Source organism: Micromonospora sp. CA-246542, assembly GCF_050942905.1.
Lineage (GTDB): Bacteria > Actinomycetota > Actinomycetes > Mycobacteriales > Micromonosporaceae > Micromonospora.
Map to the genome: position 1 here is coordinate 6540798 of NZ_CP192040.1, position 17555 is coordinate 6558352.

General features: G+C 72.9%; 15 protein-coding genes. 6 read left to right on the forward strand and 9 right to left on the reverse strand.

Going from position 1 to position 17555, the window contains the following annotated elements:
• Positions 1 to 1236: an FUSC family protein gene (locus tag ACQP0N_RS30445; protein ID WP_433115873.1), complete on the reverse strand. Its 1236-nt coding sequence runs from the start codon at positions 1234 to 1236 to the stop codon at positions 1 to 3.
• A gap of 107 nt (positions 1237 to 1343) precedes the next feature.
• On the opposite strand from ACQP0N_RS30445, the gene ACQP0N_RS30450 reads away from it, so the two are divergent.
• A complete protein-coding gene (locus ACQP0N_RS30450) occupies positions 1344 to 1994 on the forward strand; it encodes an HD domain-containing protein (protein WP_433115875.1) in 651 nt (216 codons plus the stop codon).
• On the opposite strand, the gene ACQP0N_RS30455 is transcribed toward ACQP0N_RS30450, so the two are convergent.
• Entirely contained in the window at positions 1972 to 2247 is a 276-nt protein-coding gene (locus ACQP0N_RS30455) for a DUF4031 domain-containing protein (protein ID WP_433115877.1), read from the reverse strand. The genes ACQP0N_RS30450 and ACQP0N_RS30455 overlap by 23 nt on opposite strands.
• A gap of 56 nt (positions 2248 to 2303) precedes the next feature.
• Between ACQP0N_RS30455 and ACQP0N_RS30460 the strand changes: the two genes are divergently transcribed.
• Entirely contained in the window at positions 2304 to 3704 is a 1401-nt protein-coding gene (locus tag ACQP0N_RS30460) for an FAD-binding oxidoreductase (RefSeq protein WP_433115879.1), read from the forward strand.
• 10 nt (positions 3705 to 3714) lie between these two features.
• Here ACQP0N_RS30460 and ACQP0N_RS30465 read toward each other — a convergent pair whose 3' ends face one another.
• On the reverse strand, positions 3715 to 4251 hold the full coding sequence (locus tag ACQP0N_RS30465) for a hypothetical protein (protein WP_433115881.1): 537 nt from the start codon (positions 4249 to 4251) through the stop codon (positions 3715 to 3717).
• A gap of 89 nt (positions 4252 to 4340) precedes the next feature.
• On the reverse strand, positions 4341 to 6206 hold the full coding sequence (locus tag ACQP0N_RS30470) for a glycerol-3-phosphate dehydrogenase/oxidase (RefSeq protein ID WP_433115883.1): 1866 nt from the start codon (positions 6204 to 6206) through the stop codon (positions 4341 to 4343).
• 136 nt (positions 6207 to 6342) lie between these two features.
• Between ACQP0N_RS30470 and ACQP0N_RS30475 the strand changes: the two genes are divergently transcribed.
• The 3 genes from ACQP0N_RS30475 to ACQP0N_RS30485 all read left to right on the forward strand — a co-directional run bounded on the left by ACQP0N_RS30475 (position 6343) and on the right by ACQP0N_RS30485 (position 10282).
• On the forward strand, positions 6343 to 8985 hold the full coding sequence (locus ACQP0N_RS30475) for a S8 family serine peptidase (protein WP_433115885.1): 2643 nt from the start codon (positions 6343 to 6345) through the stop codon (positions 8983 to 8985).
• Between the two features lie 39 nt (positions 8986 to 9024).
• Positions 9025 to 9960: a GNAT family N-acetyltransferase gene (locus tag ACQP0N_RS30480; protein WP_433115887.1), complete on the forward strand. Its 936-nt coding sequence runs from the start codon at positions 9025 to 9027 to the stop codon at positions 9958 to 9960.
• A 76-nt stretch (positions 9961 to 10036) separates the two neighbouring features.
• Entirely contained in the window at positions 10037 to 10282 is a 246-nt protein-coding gene (locus tag ACQP0N_RS30485) for a hypothetical protein (protein ID WP_355050899.1), read from the forward strand.
• 58 nt (positions 10283 to 10340) lie between these two features.
• Here the strand turns inward: ACQP0N_RS30485 and groL are convergent, their stop codons facing one another.
• From groL to ACQP0N_RS30500, 3 genes are all read right to left on the reverse strand, one after another.
• On the reverse strand, positions 10341 to 11963 hold the full coding sequence (groL, locus tag ACQP0N_RS30490) for a chaperonin GroEL (RefSeq protein WP_357392346.1): 1623 nt from the start codon (positions 11961 to 11963) through the stop codon (positions 10341 to 10343).
• A 272-nt stretch (positions 11964 to 12235) separates the two neighbouring features.
• A complete protein-coding gene (locus ACQP0N_RS30495) occupies positions 12236 to 13456 on the reverse strand; it encodes a hypothetical protein (RefSeq protein WP_433115890.1) in 1221 nt (406 codons plus the stop codon).
• Positions 13457 to 13571: 115 nt separating this feature from the next.
• Positions 13572 to 13775, reverse strand: coding sequence for a cold-shock protein (locus tag ACQP0N_RS30500; protein ID WP_124815530.1), 204 nt, complete (start codon positions 13773 to 13775; stop codon positions 13572 to 13574).
• A 284-nt stretch (positions 13776 to 14059) separates the two neighbouring features.
• Between ACQP0N_RS30500 and ACQP0N_RS30505 the strand changes: the two genes are divergently transcribed.
• Positions 14060 to 14590, forward strand: a complete 531-nt coding sequence (locus ACQP0N_RS30505; RefSeq protein ID WP_433115892.1) for an N-acetyltransferase family protein — start codon at positions 14060 to 14062, stop codon at positions 14588 to 14590.
• Between the two features lie 85 nt (positions 14591 to 14675).
• Here the strand turns inward: ACQP0N_RS30505 and paaN are convergent, their stop codons facing one another.
• Positions 14676 to 16349 (reverse strand): phenylacetic acid degradation protein PaaN, encoded by a 1674-nt coding sequence (gene paaN, locus ACQP0N_RS30510; protein WP_433115894.1) that lies wholly within the window; start codon positions 16347 to 16349, stop codon positions 14676 to 14678.
• 51 nt (positions 16350 to 16400) lie between these two features.
• A complete protein-coding gene (locus tag ACQP0N_RS30515; RefSeq protein ID WP_433115896.1) occupies positions 16401 to 17420 on the reverse strand; it encodes an N-acetyltransferase family protein in 1020 nt (339 codons plus the stop codon).
• Between the last annotated feature and the right edge of the window lie 135 nt (positions 17421 to 17555).

Genomic DNA, 17555 nt, shown 5'->3' on the forward strand with positions numbered 1-17555 from the left:
TCAGCCGACCGGCGGGGCGGTGGGTGGCTTCGGGGCGTCGCCCGGCTCGGCGGGTTCACCCACCGGCCGCTCCTGGTCCCCGAAGGAGGTGCGGATGCAGCGGTTCGCCTCCTCCTGCTCGATGCCGGAGGCCACCAGGAGGTCGCTGGCCGTGGTACGGATCTGGGCGATCACCACGCTGCCGGAGAAGCCGACCCCATCCCCGTACGCCCGGCCGGCCTCGCTGACGGCCCGCAGCGACCGCTCCCGCGCCTGCTGCGGCTCCTCCCCCGCCGCGAACTCGTGTTTGAGCAGCCGGACCGACTCGGCGAGGTGACCGATCGCGTCCGGCATGGGGTCGGGCACCGGCTCGTCGTCCTCGATCAGGGTGACGGACCGGCGGATCAGGGTGCCGGAGTTGCGCATCGCCCGGTCGATCGGGTCGGCCGCCTCCGCGTAGTGGACCAGCTCGTCGCGGCGGTGCCAGCGGGCCGGCGACAGGGTGGCGGTCTCCTTGGCGCCCTCGATCGCCTCGCTCAGGGTGGCCAGCTCGTCCTTGTTGTTGCGCAGCCGTTCCAGCGCCCGCTGGATGGTCGCGCGGTCCCGGGAGCGCAGGCCGTCGGCGGTGGCGTCGAGCTGCGCCGCGAGCAGGTCCAGCGCCGGCCGGGCGGCCCGGTTGATCACCCGGAGCGGGTTCAGCGGCAGCAGCACCGCCGTCACCAGCAACGCGACGCCGCCGCCGAGGAACGCGTCGACGAAGCGGGGGATCTCCAGATTCTGGGTGGACGGGCTCAGCGTCACGATCAGCACCGCCGTGGCCGCCGCCTGGATGACGATGGCCACGCTCGCCCCGGCGAAGATGGTGAGCAGGATCGCGACGGTGACCACCAGGCCGAGCTGCCACGCGCCGGTGCCGAGGAAGTAGATCAGCAGATCGCCGACGAACACCCCGACGCCCACCCCGACGATCAGCTCCACGGTCCGGCGGAACCGCTGACCCACCGACGCGGCCAGCGTGCCGACCGCCGAGATCGGCGCGAAGACCGGTTGCGGGTTTCCGAGCACCTTGTGCGAGACGAGGTACGCCAGGCCGGCCGCCAACCCGGCCTGGACGGCGAGCCCCCCGGCCATCCGTACCCGGTGCAGCCGGTCGTGCAGGGTGGCCCGGCTGCGGTGCTTGAGCTGCTCGGTGGCCTCGGCGATGCGCGCTCCGTCGACGTCCACCAGTCCGTCGCGCAGCGGCGCACGCCGCACCATCGGAGATCTCTTGTCCCGGGCCGCCGCCATGGGCGCGACTACCCGTGGCAGACCCGCTGAATCCTCCCGCCGACGTGCGGTGCGGGCGAATGCGGCAGACTCGGACGGTGGCCGATCTGCTGGAACGGTGGCGGGCGGCGGTCCGCGCCGCCGGTGCGAAGCCGGACGAGCACGCGACTCTGGCCGGTGAGCGGCTGCTGGCCCGCTGGCGGGAGCCGCACCGGCACTACCACACCGTCCCGCACCTGGCCGCCGTACTCGATGTGGTGGACCGCCATGCCGGGCTGGCCGAACGGCCCGACCTGGTCCGGTTGGCCGCCTGGTGCCACGACGCGGTCTACGACCCACGGGCCGCCGGTGACGCCAACGAACGGGACAGCGCGGACCTGGCCGGGAGCCTGCTCACCGGGCTCGGGGTGCCCGAACCCGCGGTGGCCGAGGTCCGTCGGCTGGTCCTGCTCACCGCCGGGCACCGGGTGACGGCGGACGACCACGACGGCGCACTGCTCTGCGACGCCGACCTCGCCGTGCTGGCCGGTCCGCCGGCCGCCTACGACCGCTACGCGGCGGCCATCAGACGGGAGTACGCGCACGTGCCCGACCCGGCCTTCCGCAGCGGTCGGGCCAGCGTCCTCACCGGGCTGCTGGAACTGCCCGCGCTGTTCCGGCTGCCGCCGCTGGCGCGAAGGTGGGAGGCTTCGGCCCGCGACAATCTTCGTCGTGAGCTGGCAACTCTCACCGGGCCGACAAACCGCTGAGGTGCTTCGGGCGGCGCAGCCCGGCGTCGCGCAGCAGCCGGACCAGTTCCCGGCTCGGCACCACCCGGGCGCCGAGCCACACCGCCGCCGCGAACCGGTCGGCCGGAATGTCGTAGTGGTCCCGGTCGAAACCGCGCCGGGGTGCCCCCAACGCCTCCGCGAAGGCGTGCAACTCGGCGTAGGAGACATCGCTGATCAGGTGCGACCAGAGCCGACCGCGCCACGGCCAGGCAGGCCGGTCCAGGTAGAGCATGTCGCCAAAGTTAACCCGCGTTGATGACCGCTGACACACGGCTTAGCCTCGGCGGCATGGCCCCCACCGGACTCCTCGACGACCTGCGCGCCGCGCTGGGCGAGAACGCCGTCCTCACCGACCCGGACCTGCTGCGCGTGCACCAGCGCGACGAAGCCGACCTCTGCGCCGCCGGCGTACCCCTCGTGGTGACCCGTCCCCGGACCACCGAGCAGGTGGTCGCGGTGGTCCGGGCGGCGGCCCGGCACGGCGTACCGGTCGTGCCGCAGGGCGCGCGAACCGGGCTGGCCGGCGCGGCGAACGCGGTGGACGGCTCGGTGGTGCTCAGCACCGTCGCGATGGACGAGATCCGGGAGATCGATCCGGTGGGCCGCATCGCGGTCGTCCAGCCGGGCGTCGTCAACGCCGCGCTCGCGGCGGCCGTCGCGAAGCAGGGTCTCTGGTACCCGCCGGACCCCGGTTCCTGGGAGTCGTCCACGATCGGCGGCAACGTGGCCACCAACGCGGGCGGGATGTGCTGCGTGAAGTACGGCGTGACCACCGAGTACGTGCTGGGCCTGGAGGTGGTGCTCGCCTCCGGGGAGGTGCTGCGCACCGGCCGGCGTACCGCCAAGGGGGTGGCGGGCTACGACCTGACGCGGCTCTTCGTCGGCTCGGAGGGCACGCTCGGCGTGATCACCGAGGTGACCGTGGCGCTACGGCCCGCCCCGGCCGACTCGTTGACCCTGGTGGCGGTCTTCGGATCCACCGCGACGGCGGGCACGGCGGTGGCCCAGATCGCCGCGCGGGGCCTCACCCCCAGCCTGTTGGAGTTGCTCGACCAGACCCACCTGCGGGCGATCGAGGCGTACCGGCCGATGGGTCTGCGGACCGACGCGCAGGCCCTGCTGCTGGCCGCCGCCGACACCGGTGATCGGGCCGCCGACGACCTGGCCGCCGTGGCGCAGGTGTGCGAGGCCGCCGGCGCCGAGGAGGTCTACGCGGCCACCGACGCGCTGGAGGCGGCGGCGTTGTTGCAGGCCCGCCGGCTGGCCCATCCGGCGATGGAGAAGTTCGCCGCCGACACCCACCCCGGGGGCAGCGGCGGTCTGGTGATCGACGACGTGGCGGTGCCGCGCGGTGCGCTCGCCGCGCTGCTCGACGGGGTGGCCCGGATCGCGGCGGAGTGCGAGGTGCCGATCGGCGTGGTGGGGCACGCCGGGGACGGCAACATGCATCCGAACATCGTCGTGGACCGGGCCGACCCGGAGAGCGTGCAGCGAGGTCGGCGGGCGTTCGACGAGATCATGCGCCTCGGCCTGGACCTGGGCGGCACCTGCACCGGCGAGCACGGCGTGGGCCTGCTCAAGCGGGAGTGGTTGGCGCGGGAGATCGGCCCGGTCGGCGTCCGGGTGCACCAGGCGATCAAGTCGGCGCTGGACCCGGCCGGTCTGCTCAACCCCGGCAAGGTGCTCTGACGGGGTGCGCTCAGCCCTTGACCTCGGCGGGCGTGGCCTGGGTGAGCAGCAACAGGATCTCGCCGGCCACCGGCGGGCGTTCCTCACCCGGGCAGTCCTGCGAGGAGATCAGCCCGGACGAGGTGAGCAGGCTCGACGTCAGGGCGTCGATGCAGGTGGTCCGGTACCGCCGGGCCTGGTCGGTCTCCTCGGCGAGCCGGGGGTCGGCGAGCAGCACCTGAAGCCGCTCGGTCTGCTCCGGCGCCAGCCGGCCGCGGGAGGTGACCCCGTCACCGGCGCAGTCGAGGCACTGCCACGAGCCGTCCCGCTCGACGCTCAGGGTGCGCAGCGGAGCGTCCGCTCCGAGGCGTTGGAGCAGACTGACCTGCCCCTGGGCGACCGTCGTGGGGATCTCGGGGGTCGATTGGCCGGCCGCCGAGCCGGCCGGCGGAGGGGCGGCCGGCGTCTCGGCATCTTCGCGACCGAGCAGCGAGCACCCGGCCAGGGCGCCGACGAGCACCACGGCGAGAACGGGGGCGAGCAGACGGGGGCGCGCGCGGTACAGCACGCGCGGAAACCTACCCCACCGTAGGTAGCGTCCGATACCACCATCCGGGCAGCTATCGATTGTTACCACTCGGTAGCGTTACATACCGGTCATCTCGCCGTGGATCGCAGCTCCGCCTGATCGTCGCCACCCCGGTCTGCGGCGTACCCGCGGGCGTCCGGCACACCGAGTCGGGCGGCGTCCGCCCCGGCGTCGTCCGGCATGAGCTGGGACCGGCGCTCCGCCTCGACCCGCGCGCGGTAGTGCTCGACCTCGGCGGCCCGGGTGGCCGCGTCCCACCCCAGCACCGCGCCCATCAACTCGGCCGCGTGCTCCGCCGACTCCAGGCCCCGGTGACTGGTCTCGAACGAGATCCGGGTACGTCGGGTCAGCACATCCTCCAGGTGCAGCGCCCCCTCGGCCCGCGCCGCGTAGGCGACCTCGGCCGCCAGGTACTCCGGAGCGCCGGCCAGCGGCGACGCGAGCAGCGGCTCGGCGTCGACAAGCGCCAGCAGGTCGAGGGTGAGGTTGCCGTACCGCTCCAGCAGGTGCTCCACCACACCCACCGGAACGCCGTGCCGCCGGGCCAGGTCGGCCCGGTCCCGCCACAGCGCCGCGTACCCGTCCGCGCCCAGCAGCGGCAGGTCGGCCGTCCGCGACGCCCGGCCACCCCCCAATCGGCGTACGGCCCGGTCGACCACGTCGGACGCCATCACCCGGTACGTCGTGTACTTGCCACCGGCCACCAGCAGCAGCCCGAGCATCGGCTCGAACACCGCGTGCTCCCGGGACAGCTTCGAGGTGGAGTCGGCCTCCCCGGCCAGCAGCGGGCGCAGCCCGGCGTAGACGCCCTCGATGTCGGCGGTGGTCAGCGGCCGGTCCAAGACGGTGTTGACCTGCTGCAACAGGTAGTCGATGTCGCGTGCCGAAGCCGCCGGGTGGGACCGGTCCAGCCGCCAGTCGGTGTCCGTCGTACCGATGATCCAGTGCCCGCCCCACGGGATGACGAAGAGCACCGACGTCGCCGTACGCAGGATGAGCCCCGTCTCCCCGGTGATCGCCGAGCGGGGCACCACCAGGTGCACCCCCTTCGAGGCACGCACCCGGATGCCGGGCCGCAGGCCCACGTCGTTGAGCATCCGGGACATGTCGTCGCTCCACACGCCGGTGGCCGCGATGACGGTGCGGGCCTGCACCTCGAACTCCGCGTCCGGCGAACCGGGCGGGGCCTCCAGGTCGCGGACCCGGACACCGGTGACCTCCCGCGCCTGGCGGATCAACCCGACGGCACGGGCGCTGCTCACCACCGTGGCGCCGAGGCTGGCGGCGGTACGGGCCAGGGTGACGACCAACCGGGCGTCGTCGACCTGCCCGTCGTAGTAGCGGATCGCGCCGGCCAGGGCGTCGGCACGCAGGCTCGGGAAGATCCGCCGAGCGCCCTCCCGGGTGAGGTGCCGGTGCAGTGGCATGCCCCGGCCGCCGCCGAAGAGACCGGCGAAGGCGTCGTACGCGGCCACGCCCGCGCCGTAGTACGAACGGCGGAAGACGCGCGCCGGCACGTCCCGCAGACCCCGGCCGGCGGGCAGCGGCACGAGGAACGGCACCGGACGGACCAGGTGCGGCGCGAGCCGGGTCGCCAGCAGACCGCGCTCGGTCAGCGCCTCGTGGACCAGGTGGAACTCCAACTGCTCCAGGTAACGCAGCCCGCCGTGGATCAGCTTGCTGGATCGGCTCGACGTGCCCGACGCGAGGTCGCGCGCCTCGACCAGGGCGACTTTCAGGCCCCGGGACGCCGCGTCCAGGGCGGCACCGGCACCGGTCACGCCACCCCCGATGACCAGGACGTCGAAGCGTTCGGCGCGGAGTCGGCGCAGGTCTGCCGCACGACGGATCGGCGAGAGCTGCCCGGCGACGGACCGGGAGACATTGGGATCACGCACCCATCCACCGTAACCGCCCTGCCAGCCGGTCGGCATGCGCCGCCCGTCCCGCCTCCCCAGGGTTCCGGGTCGACCGGCCGCGGACCGTGGACAGTTTCCGCCACCGGAAACTGTTCGAGATCTGCGCGGTTCTTCGATTCGGGACCGCTCGGGGTGGTCGTAGGGTTTCCGGATGCATGGTCAACCTGCGCATCCCGGGGTCGGCGCCCGCAGCTCCCCGTGGCCGGTGGTCGCGGCCGTGTTCGTCGGCTGCTGGATCGTCGCGGTCACGGTGGCCGTCCAGACCGGTGGCTGGCTCACCGATCAGGTGCTGCTCGGCTTCGGACGGGACCGGCTGGGCTGGCTGTGGCCGGTGCTCGGCCTGGTCACCGTCGTGCTGGTCGGCACGCCCGCCCTACTGCTGGCGGTACTGCCCCGCTCGACCACGGTCCGGGCCACCGGACGGGTGTGGTTGGCCGCCGTGCTCATCCTCGGCGTCCTCATCCTGCTGCGCGTCGTGCCGCCCGTGCACCACGAGGCGTACCTCGCCACGCTGGCCGCCGCGACGCTCCTCGCCGCGCTCGCCGTCAGGTGGTCGGGACGTCGGCGGACGTACCCCGGGCCGGCTGGCCTGGTCGACGGCCCGGCACCCGGCGACGAGGGCGACGCCGCGCGGACCGACGCCACCCCGACCGACGCCACCCCGACCGACGCCACGCGGACCGACGCCACGGGTGACGCGGAGCTGGCGGGGCGCGACTCGCGCCGGCCGGGCGCGGTGCCGCTGCTGGCGGTCGCCGCCGGGTTGGCGCTGTTGCTGCCGTGGGCCTGGCTGGGCGCGCTCGGCGGGCTGCTGGAGACGGTCCTCGCGGCGCTGGCAGCCGCCTCGCTGGGCGTGCTGGCCGCCACGCTGCTGGACGCCACCTTCTGGTCCCGGTTCGCGGTCGGCCGGCCACCCCGACCGGCCCGCCTGGTGCTGGTCGGTGGCCTCGTCGCCGGGGTGGCGCTGCTGCTGCTCGCGGCCGGGACGGGCCAGTCCGGCGCGCAGTTGCCCGCCCTGCTCACGCTGCCGCCGACGGGCTTCGCGCTGGCCGCGCTCTACGCCGCGACCCGACGACCGACCGCCGACCCGGCCGCGCCGCAGGCACCGACCGCCGACCCGGCCGCGCCGCAGGGACGGGCCGCCGGGCCCGCCGCGACCCGGGGGCCCGGGCTCGATCCGGCCGACCAGGTCCGCGCCGGCCGGGGCGCCACCGGCTGGCTGGTGGGCCTGGCCGCGCTCGGGCCGCTGGCGTTCACCGACCCGGAAGAGATCAGCCTGCTGCTGGTCGGCACCCGCGACGTGCCGTTCTGGGTCGCGGCCGCCGCCGGCGTCGGCCTCGCCGTCGCGGTCGTCCTCGCCATCGGGTACGCGGTGCTGCTGGCCCGCCCAGCGGCACGTACCCCGAGTCGCCGGGTGGCCGCGCTGGCGGCGGCGGTCCTGCTGGTGACGGTGGGCGTGGTCGACGTCGGGCCCGGTCAGCCCGGCCTGTACGGCGAGCGGCTGCTGGTGGTGCTGCGCGAGCAGGCCGACCTGAGCGGCATCCCGGCCGGCGCCCTGGGACAGGCCGGGCGGGACGCCCGCGCAACGGAGGTCTACCGGCGGCTGGTGGCGACCGCCGACCGTACGCAGGCCGACCTGCGCCGCACGGCGGGGCGGCTACGGCTCGACCCGGTGCCGTACTACCTGGTCAACGCGGTCGAGGTGGATGGTGGTCCGGCCGTGCGCGCCTGGCTCGCCCGTCGGCCCGAGGTGGCCCGGGTACTGGTCAGCCAGCGCCTGCGGCCGCTGCCCGCCCCGGCGGGACAGACCCGGGGCACCGCCCCGGCACCCACCGGCCCGGAGTGGAACATCCGTCAGCTCGGCGCGGACCGGGTCTGGTCCCAACTCGGGGTGACCGGCACGGGGATCGTGGTCGGCAGTTCCGATTCCGGCGTGGACGGCGGCCATCCGGCGCTGCGGGCCGGGTTCCGGGGCGGCGACGACTCCTGGTACGACCCGTGGGACGGCACCCGGGCACCGAACGACCAGGGCGGGCACGGCACCCACACGGTGGGCAGCGCGGTCGGACGCAACGGCATCGGCGTGGCCCCGGACGCGCAGTGGGTGGGCTGCGTCAACCTGGACCGCAACCTGGGCAGCCCGGGGCACTACCTGGACTGCCTCCAGTTCATGCTGGCGCCGTTCCCGACGGGGGGTGACCCGTTCACCGACGGCCGGCCGGAGCGCGCCCCGCAGGTGCTGACCAATTCGTGGGGCTGCCCCTCGATCGAGGGCTGCGACCGGGACGCGTTGCTGCCGGCCACCACGGCGCTGGACGCGGCCGGGATCTTCGTGGTCGCCGCCGCCGGGAACACCGGGCCGTGGTGCGCATCGATCGACGACCCACCCGCGCCGTACGCGAACGTGCTGACCGTGGGCGCGGTGGACGCGCAGCGACGCGTCGCGGAGTTCTCCTCGCGCGGCCCGGTTCCGGGCGGCGGGGCGGGCAAGCCGGACGTGCTGGCCCCCGGGGTGGGGGTCGTGTCGGCCATGCCCGGCGGCGGGTACGCGGCGCTGGACGGCACGTCGATGGCGACCCCGCAGGTGGCGGGAGTGGTCGCGCTCATGTGGTCGGCGAACCCGGCGCTGATCGGCGACCTGGCCCGGACCCGGCAGATCCTGCGGGACACCGCCACGCCGGCCGAGCCGACGTACCGCTCGCGCAATCCCAGTGACGCCTGCGGCACCCCGGCCAACGTCACCGGCGCCGGCCAGGTCGACGCGTACGCCGCCGTCCGCGCCGCCCGGGGGTGACCAGGGCGGAGGCCGGCGGGTGATCTAGGGTCGGCACCCATGGACGCTGAGATCACCGTCACCGAGCTGGCCCTCGATCTCGCGCCCACCGTGGCGCGGCTCTGCGCGCAGGCGCTAGAACTGCCGGAGGACGCCGCCGAGGCGGACGCGATCGTGGACGTCCTCTGGCCCCGGGCCGCCGTCGACCGGACGGTGATCGGGCTGGGGGCGTACCGGTCCGGCGACCTGGTCGGGGTGCTGCTCTGCTCGGTGTCGCCGACGGAGCCGGGCATCGGGCACGTGGACCTGGTCGCCGTACTGCCGGGGCAACGTCGCCGGGGCGTCGGCCGCGCACTGCTCGCCTGGGCCGAGCGGGCGCTCGCCCAGCACGGTGTGACCGAGGTGCTGCTGGCCGGAAACCCGCCGTACTACGCCTGGCCCGGCATCGACGTGCGGTACACGCCGGCGGTGTGCGCGGCCCTCGCGCTCGGCTACCAGCAGGACCGGACCGCCTGGAACATGACGGCGGACCTGTCGTACGACGAGTCCCCGGCGCTGCGGTCGACGGAGGCCGCCGAGCGGCGGCTGGCCGGGCAGGGCATCACGGTACGGCGGGCCGAGCCCGCGGACCTGCCGGCGCTGACCGCGTTCGCCCGGTCCACCTTCGGCGGCGCCTGGGACGGCGAGCTGGCCGGATCGGTGGGCCGCGAGGGGGCCGGCTGCCACCTGGCGGAGCGGGCCGGCGAGGTGCTGGGCTTCGCCGCCTACGGATCGTCGCGGCCGAGCTGGTTCGGGCCGATGGGCACGGCCCCGGCCGCCGAGGGCTCGGGCATCGGCGGGGTGCTGCTGCGACGCTGCCTGCGGGACCAGCGTGCGGCGGGACTGGACCGGGCGGAGATCGGCTGGGTGGGGCCGGTGCCGTTCTACTCGGGTAGCGCGGGTGCGCGGATCGAGCGGGTGTTCTTCCTGTACCGGCGACGCCTTGGGGCGCAATAGCGGTCAAATGGGACATTGATCCATTCGTCCGCGTCGGGCATCGACGCCCCCTACCGTTTTGGTAGAGGAGGCAGCCATGACCACGGAGGACGACCAGACCGAGGACGGCCCGCCGATCACCTGGAAACCGGCCGACGAACTGCCCGGCCAACTGCCGTTCGACCGGTTGGACTACGGGGACGCCGAACAGCTGGCCGAGATGAGCACCGACGGACGACCGGCGTCCGAGGAACCGCAGGAGATGGTGGACGCGCCGATCCGGTCGCTGCCGCCGTACGACCGGGCGCAGAAGCGGCGCAACCAGCGTCGACTGCCCACCTGACGACGAACGGGGCGGACCGCGTCAGCGGCCCGCCCCGTTCGGTGTGTCGGAACTGGACTCAGAAGTCCATGTCCCCGCCACCCGGGCCAGCCGGGGCAGCCGGGGTCTTCTCCGGCTTGTCCGCGACGACGGCCTCGGTGGTGAGGAACAGCGCGGCGATCGACGACGCGTTCTGCAGCGCCGAACGGGTCACCTTGGCCGGGTCGATGATGCCCGCGGCCAGCAGGTCGACGTACTCGCCGTTGGCGGCGTTGAGGCCGTGACCCGCTTCGAGGTTACGGACCTTCTCCACCACGACGCCGCCCTCGAGGCCGGCGTTGACGGCGATCTGCCGCAGCGGGGCGTCCAGCGCGACCTTGACGATGTTGGCACCGGTCGCCTCGTCGCCGACCAGGTCCAGCTTGTCGAAGGCGGTCTTGCCGGCCTGCACCAGCGCGACGCCACCACCCGGGACGATGCCCTCCTCGACGGCCGCCTTCGCGTTGCGAACGGCGTCCTCGATGCGGTGCTTGCGCTCCTTCAGCTCGACCTCGGTGGCCGCGCCGACCTTGATGACCGCAACGCCACCGGCCAGCTTGGCCAGCCGCTCCTGCAGCTTCTCGCGGTCGTAGTCGGAGTCGCTCTTGTCGATCTCGGCCCGGATCTGGTTGACCCGGCCCTGGATCTGCTCGGCGTCACCGGCACCGTCGACGATGGTGGTCTCGTCCTTGGTGACGACGACCTTGCGGGCGCGGCCCAGCATGTCGACGCTGACGGCGTCGAGCTTGAGGCCGACCTCCTCGCTGATGACCTGGCCACCGGTGAGGATGGCGATGTCGCCCAGCATGGCCTTGCGGCGGTCACCGAAGCCCGGCGCCTTGACGGCGACCGACTTGAAGGTGCCACGGACCTTGTTGACCACCAGGGTGGCCAGGGCCTCGCCCTCGATGTCCTCGGCGATGATCAGCAGCGGCTTGCCGCCCTGCATGACCTTCTCCAGGATCGGGAGCAGGTCCTTCACCGACGAGATCTTGCTGTTGACGATCAGGATGTACGGGTCGTCGAAGACGGCCTCCATACGCTCCGGGTCGGTCATGAAGTAGGCCGAGATGTAGCCCTTGTCGAAGCGCATACCCTCGGTGAGCTCCAGCTCCAGCCCGAAGGTGTTGCTCTCCTCGACGGTGATGACGCCTTCCTTGCCGACCTTGTCCATCGCCTCGGCGATGATCTCGCCGACGGTGCTGTCGCCAGCGGAGATGGAGGCGGTGGAGGCGATCTGCTCCTTGGTCTCGACGTCCTTGGCGAGCTTGGACAGCTCCTCCGAGACGCTCGCGACCGCAGCCTCGATGCCCCGCTTCAGGGCCATCGGGTTGGCACCGGCGGCCACGTTGCGCAGGCCCTCGCGAACCAGGGCCTGGGCCAGGACGGTCGCCGTCGTCGTGCCGTCACCGGCGACGTCGTCGGTCTTCTTGGCGACCTCCTTGACCAGCTCGGCGCCGATCTTCTCGTACGGGTCCTCGAGCTCGATCTCCTTGGCGATGCTCACACCATCGTTGGTGATGGTGGGGGCACCCCACTTCTTCTCGAGCACGACGTTGCGGCCCTTGGGGCCGAGGGTCACCTTTACGGCGTCGGCGAGCTGGTTCATGCCCCGCTCGAGGCCGCGGCGCGCCTCTTCGTCGAACGCGATCATCTTGGCCATACGGCGTTGTCCTCCTGGACACTCACGGGCCACCCGAGATGTGTGCCCCGGATGGGCCGCCTGGTGTACGCACCTTGGGACGTCGCCACCTGGCGACGACGACGTCCTTCGGCCGGGCCGGATAGCCCGCGACGACCGGCCATGTGCTGCCCCGGTGTCTCCACACCGGCGCAACCAGGCCCCACCGTCCCGACCATTGGCACTCACGGTATGCGAGTGCCAATGACTTGTTTAGCACTCTCACCTGCCGAGTGCAAGCACGATGAGCCCGGTCAGTCGAGTTCCGCAGCCAGTGTGGCCCCGTTCACGGGCCCCTCATGAGCCCGTTGCTCGGCGTACGTGATCAGCAGACCGACCAACTGGGCGAGGTGGGCCGGCAGGGCCAGCACCGCAGTGACGGCGATGACCACCACCACCCCGACCGCGGGGCCCGGGGACGCGAACGGATCCTCGCCGAACGCGCCGGTGCCGGCGGACTCCAGGATGCCGGGCACCACGGTTCCGATGATCACCGCCGCGCCCACCAGGGCCACCCGGCCGAGCAGCATTCCGAGCCGGTCGTGGAACATCCGGAACGACCGGCCGATCGGGTTGTCCCGCTCGAACAGGTAGACCGGACCGGCCATGCTCAACGCGAAGGCCAGGTAGATGCCCGGCAGCACGCAGAAACAGACTCCGATGCCGATGAGCAGGCTGACCAGCAGCGTCCAACCCCACACGCCGACGGCCCGGCGCAGCCCGTACCGCAGCGCCGCGTCGAGCCGGGCGGGCCGGCCGGCCGCCTGTTGGGTGATCACCCAACTGCCCGCGGCCCAGCCCAGCGCCTGCACCAGGCCGATCAGCAGGCTGCCGCCGACCAGCACGACGACGAGGGTCAACAGGCTGGTGGCGAAGTTGTCCGGCAGCCCGGCGGACGGGTCCGTCTCGGCCTGCGCCTCCCAGGCGGGCGACGGGTCCAGACCGAACGAGATGACCGAGAGCACCGCCGCCGGCAGGACCTGGGTGAGCAGCATGATCGGCACCAACTGCCGCCAGCCCCGACGCAGCGCGCCCCAGAACCGGTCGAACCAGCCGCCGATACCGGCGCCGGGCGGGGTGACCAGGGCGTCGTTCGGGTCGAGGCCGTAACCGGGCGGGTACCAGCCGACCGGCGCCCCCGGATACCACGGCTGCCCGCCATAGGGACCGGCCCCGGGCGGGTAGCCGCCGGTGGGCGGAAACACCCAGCCCTGCGGCGGCGGCGCCTCGGGCTGACCCCACGCACCCTGGGCGGGATCCCAGCCCGGTGGCGGACCGGCGGGCTGACTCCACGCACCCTGGGCGGGATCCCAGCCCTGCGGCGGCACGCCCGAGTGCGGCAGGCCGGCGTCCGGGACCGGCGGCGTGCCCGGCACCGGTGACGGCCCGGAGCCGTCGCCGGGTGACGTCGGGTCGGGCCGGCTCGGCTCACCCGGCCCGGAGGGCGTGGCGGGTGGCGGCGACTGGTCGGTCATGAACCCTCCTCAGCATCGGCTGGAACGGTTCACGATCTTCCCGGGCCGGCGTCCGCGCCGCAGCCCCGACTCGCCAGCCGATCGAGCGGACAACCGGCGAGCAGATCGGGATCGGTCAGCCGATGACGCGGACGTGCTCCGCCTGCGGGCCCTTCTGGCCCTGGGCGATCTCGAACTCGACCCGCTGACCGTCGTCGAGTGCCTTGTAACCGTCCATCTCGATCGCGGAGAAGTGGACGAACACGTCCTGACCGCCGTCGACGGCGATGAAGCCGTAACCCTTCTCGGCGTTGAACCACTTCACGGAACCCTGTGCCACGGTGCACTTCCCTCACTCTGCGCGGCGTTGCCTGCCCGAACGTCCGGCACGGCCGGACACCCGCGAACCACCACCTCAGCGATCGACGACGACCGCTGGAAGAGGTGATCGAAATCGCACGCTACACGAGGAGTGACGGGAGCGCACGACCTCAAATCGGGCATAGTTCGTAGCGATCCGAGGGTCCGTCGGATTCATGACGATGGTTGTATTTGGACCGGATGGAGGGGATCTGGCGGCACAGGTCGCCGGCGCGCGGCCGCCCCTGTGGTAGGCATGCGGGCATGACCACCGACACGGGCTCCACGCCCCTGCGGCAGGCGCGGATCCACCGGGTGCGACCGCAGGACGCCGCCCGGATGCGGGCGCTGCGCCTGGAGATGCTCGCCGACGCGCCGTTGGCCTTCCTGGAGACCCTGGCCGACGCCGCGGCCCGGCCGCACGACGAGTTCGCCGCCCGGGTGGCGTTCACCTCGATCGGTCCGCACAACGCGCAGTTCGTCGCGGATCCGGGCGGCCGGCTCGTCGGACACGCCGGTGGAACGGTCGCCCCGAACGAGCCGGGCCTCACCGTGATCTACGCCGTGTACGTCACGCCGGCCTGGCGGGGCAGGGGGCTGCTCGGCGAGCTGATCGACGGGGTCGCCGCCTGGTCGCGGGACTGCGGCCGGCCGGAGCTGCTGTTGGAGGTGGTGGTCGGCAACGACCGCGCCTACCGGGCCTACCAGCGCCTCGGCTTCAAGGACACCGGCGTACGGGTCCCCCACCCCACGATCCCCGCCCTAACCGAACTACAAATGCGCCGAACAGCCTAAAACCCGCGTCCGACCTCGGTGATCAAGAGGTTCGCGTCAAGAACAGCGTGATTTCTGACGCGAACCTCTTGATCACCACGAGAGGTCAGGCGTGGCGGCGGGACTGCACGATCCGGAAGCGGTTGGCGACGTAGGCGCCGTCGGTCAGGGCGGAGTTGGCCGCCGCGTTGGCGCCGCTGCCGTGGAAGTCGGAGAAGGCCGCCGACTGGTTCACGAAGACACCGCCGGTGAGGTTGCCGGACAGGTGCACACCGACCTCGACCGCGACCGCCTCGGCGGCGTCCAGCACCGCCTCGTCGGTCGAGTAGACCCCGGCGGTCAGCGCGCCCTTCTCGCCGATGGTCCGGCGCATCAACTCCAGGCTGTGCGCGGTGGAGTCGGTCGCGATGGCGAAGGAGATCGGCCCGAACCACTCCCGGCCGTACGTCTGGGCGTCGTCCGCGGTCAGCTTCACGATCGTCGGGGTACGCACCACCGCGTCGGCGTACGACGGGTGCGCCACCGTCCGCGACTCCAGCACCGGCTCGCCGACCTTGGTGACCTCGGCCAGCCGCTCCAGCACCCCGTCGTTGACGATGGCGCCGGTCAGCTCGACACCCCGGGCCGGGTCGGCGGTCAGCTTGCCGATCGCCGCCGCGATCCCGCCGGCCACCTCGTCGAAGCTCTTGTGCCCCTGGTCGGTCTCGATGCCGCCGGCCGGGATGAGGATGTTCTGCGAGGCGGTGCACATCTGCCCGCTGTAGAGGGTCAGCGTGAACCCGAGGTTGCGGCACATACCGGCGAAGTCGTCGGTGGAGTCGATGACGACCGTGTTCAGGCCGGCCTTCTCGGTGTAGACCGACGCCTGCCGGGCGTGCGTCTCCAGCCAGTCGCCGTACTCGGTGGAACCGGTGAAGTCGACGATCTTGACGGCCCGGTGCAGGGCCAGGTCGCTGGCGAGCTTCTCACCGGGGGCCTCGGCCGCCAGCAGGACCAGGTTCGGGTCGAAGCCGGCCTCGGCCAGCACCTCCCGGGCGTACTTCACGGTGATCGCCAGCGGCAGCACCGCGCGCGGGTGCGGCTTCACGATCACCGGGTTGCCGGTGACCAGCGACGCGAACAGCCCGGGGTACGAGTTCCAGGTCGGGAAGGTGTTGCACCCGATCACCAGCGCCACGCCACGCGGGACCACGTGGAACGTCTTGATCATCCGCAGCGGGTCACCCTTGCCGGCGGCCTTCTCCCAGCCGGCCGTGCCCGGGTGCCGGGTCATCTCGGCGTACGCGTACGCCAGCGCCTCCAGCGCCCGGTCCAGCGCGTGCGCGCCACCGGCCTGGAAGGCCATCACGAACGCCTGCCCGCTGGTGAACTGCACCGCGTTGGCCAGCTCGAAGATGTGCTTGTGCAGCCGGTCGAGGATCTCCAGGCAGACGCCGACGCGGGCCTGCGGGCCGGCGTCGCGCCAGGCCGGCAGCGCGGCGCACGCGGCGGCGACCAACTCGTCGGTGCCAGCGTGCGGGTACCGCACCGCCAGGTCGACGCCGAACGGGCTCGTCTCGGTGGCGATCCGCTCGCCAGCGGCGGGCTGGTCGAGGGGAAAGTCAGCACCGAGGTACGCCTCGAAGGCGGCCTTGCCGTCGGCGGCGGCGGTCTCGCCGTACACCCGGGGGCTGGGGGACTCGGGATAGGCGGACCAGTAGCCCCGCTCCGTGATCGCGGTCAGCGCACGGTTGAGGGTGTCGGCGTGCCTGTCGTACAGGGGATGCGGGGTCTCCGTCATGCCCGCCATCATGCATGACGGAGCTCCGCGAACAGTAGCGGCGGATACCCGTCAGAGGGTGAGCTGCCAGTTGTCCCAGGCGTCCACCGGGCGGAACCCGAGCTGCTCGTTGATCGCCACCATGTAGCTGTTGCTCGCCGCGTTCCAGGTGTCGATGACGCGTACGGCGGGCTCGTGGGTCAGCAGGTGGTGCAGGTTCTCGGCCTTGGCGATGAGGCCCAGCCGGTGACCACGGTGGGCCGGGTCGACGAGGGTGATCTGCTGGTACGAATGCCAGTCCGTGGAGGCGCCCACGTCGAGCAGGGTCCAGGCGACCAACCGGCCGGACGCCTCGTGTCGCATGGCGAGGTGGTAGCGCCGTCGACCCCGGGCGTCCAGGGCGCGTTCGTTGCCCCGGATGCGCTCGGCGTCGACCTGCTCCGGCTCCCACTGCACGTCGCCCATGGGCGCGTCCATCAGCAGCCGGCCGTCCAGGTAGGCGATGTCCGTTAGGTACTCCGGCGGGGTGGGCCCCTGCCAGGTGACGGCCTGGTATCCCTCGGCGTGGGGTTTAGCCTCGGCCAGCGCCGCTCGCAGCGCGACCCGGTCGATGTCGGCGATGTCCAGCCGGCGGCGCACCTCGGCCAGCGCGGAGTGCGCCCCCATCGCGGTGGCGAACGCCGCGCCCGCCACCGGTCGGGCCGGACCGCCGGGTAGCGCGGCGACAGCCATGGCGACGACCCGCTTGCGGCCGTGCTGGCGCAGCAGGCGTACCCCGTACTCGTGCAGGGCCCGGCCGACGCCCCGGCGGCGCAGGTCCGGACGGACCGTCAGCTCGGCGGTGGCGTTGTCGGGGTTGTCGAGCTGCGGCAGGTCGAGCTGAAGGTAACCGGCGGGCACCCCGTCCAGTCGGGCCAGCGCCCAGAGGGAGCGGGTGCCGGGCATCGGGGTGTGAAATTGGGCGTCGAAGCGTTGCCGGCAGGACGGCGGGAAGTCGGGCAGGTCGGCCTCGGTGGCCGCCGCTCCGATCCGGTACGCCTCGTCGACCGCGGTCCGGTCGGTGCCGTCGAACGGCGCGATCGTGATGCTCATGCGGGCGAGCCTGGCAGGTGCAAAAGCGACAGGGCCAGCGAATTTTCGCTGGCCCTGTCGGACGTGGTCGGGAGGGACATTCGCACAACGCCTCCGGCGTTGGGTCGCAAGAACTTCAAAAGTCTTCGGCGAAAT

Bases quoted from the DNA above. Each gene is read 5' to 3' on its own strand.
- ACQP0N_RS30445 (WP_433115873.1), bottom strand. From the start codon at position 1,236: ATGGTGCGGCGTGCGCCGCTGCGCGACGGACTGGTGGACGTCGACGGA.
- ACQP0N_RS30455 (WP_433115877.1), bottom strand. From the start codon at position 2,247: ATGCTCTACCTGGACCGGCCTGCCTGGCCGTGGCGCGGTCGGCTCTGG.
- ACQP0N_RS30460 (WP_433115879.1), top strand. From the start codon at position 2,304: ATGGCCCCCACCGGACTCCTCGACGACCTGCGCGCCGCGCTGGGCGAG.
- ACQP0N_RS30470 (WP_433115883.1), bottom strand. From the start codon at position 6,206: ATGCCGACCGGCTGGCAGGGCGGTTACGGTGGATGGGTGCGTGATCCC.
- ACQP0N_RS30475 (WP_433115885.1), top strand. From the start codon at position 6,343: ATGCATGGTCAACCTGCGCATCCCGGGGTCGGCGCCCGCAGCTCCCCG.
- ACQP0N_RS30480 (WP_433115887.1), top strand. From the start codon at position 9,025: ATGGACGCTGAGATCACCGTCACCGAGCTGGCCCTCGATCTCGCGCCC.
- ACQP0N_RS30485 (WP_355050899.1), top strand. From the start codon at position 10,037: ATGACCACGGAGGACGACCAGACCGAGGACGGCCCGCCGATCACCTGG.
- groL (WP_357392346.1), bottom strand. From the start codon at position 11,963: ATGGCCAAGATGATCGCGTTCGACGAAGAGGCGCGCCGCGGCCTCGAG.
- ACQP0N_RS30495 (WP_433115890.1), bottom strand. From the start codon at position 13,456: ATGACCGACCAGTCGCCGCCACCCGCCACGCCCTCCGGGCCGGGTGAG.
- ACQP0N_RS30505 (WP_433115892.1), top strand. From the start codon at position 14,060: ATGACCACCGACACGGGCTCCACGCCCCTGCGGCAGGCGCGGATCCAC.
- paaN (WP_433115894.1), bottom strand. From the start codon at position 16,349: ATGACGGAGACCCCGCATCCCCTGTACGACAGGCACGCCGACACCCTC.
- ACQP0N_RS30515 (WP_433115896.1), bottom strand. From the start codon at position 17,420: ATGAGCATCACGATCGCGCCGTTCGACGGCACCGACCGGACCGCGGTC.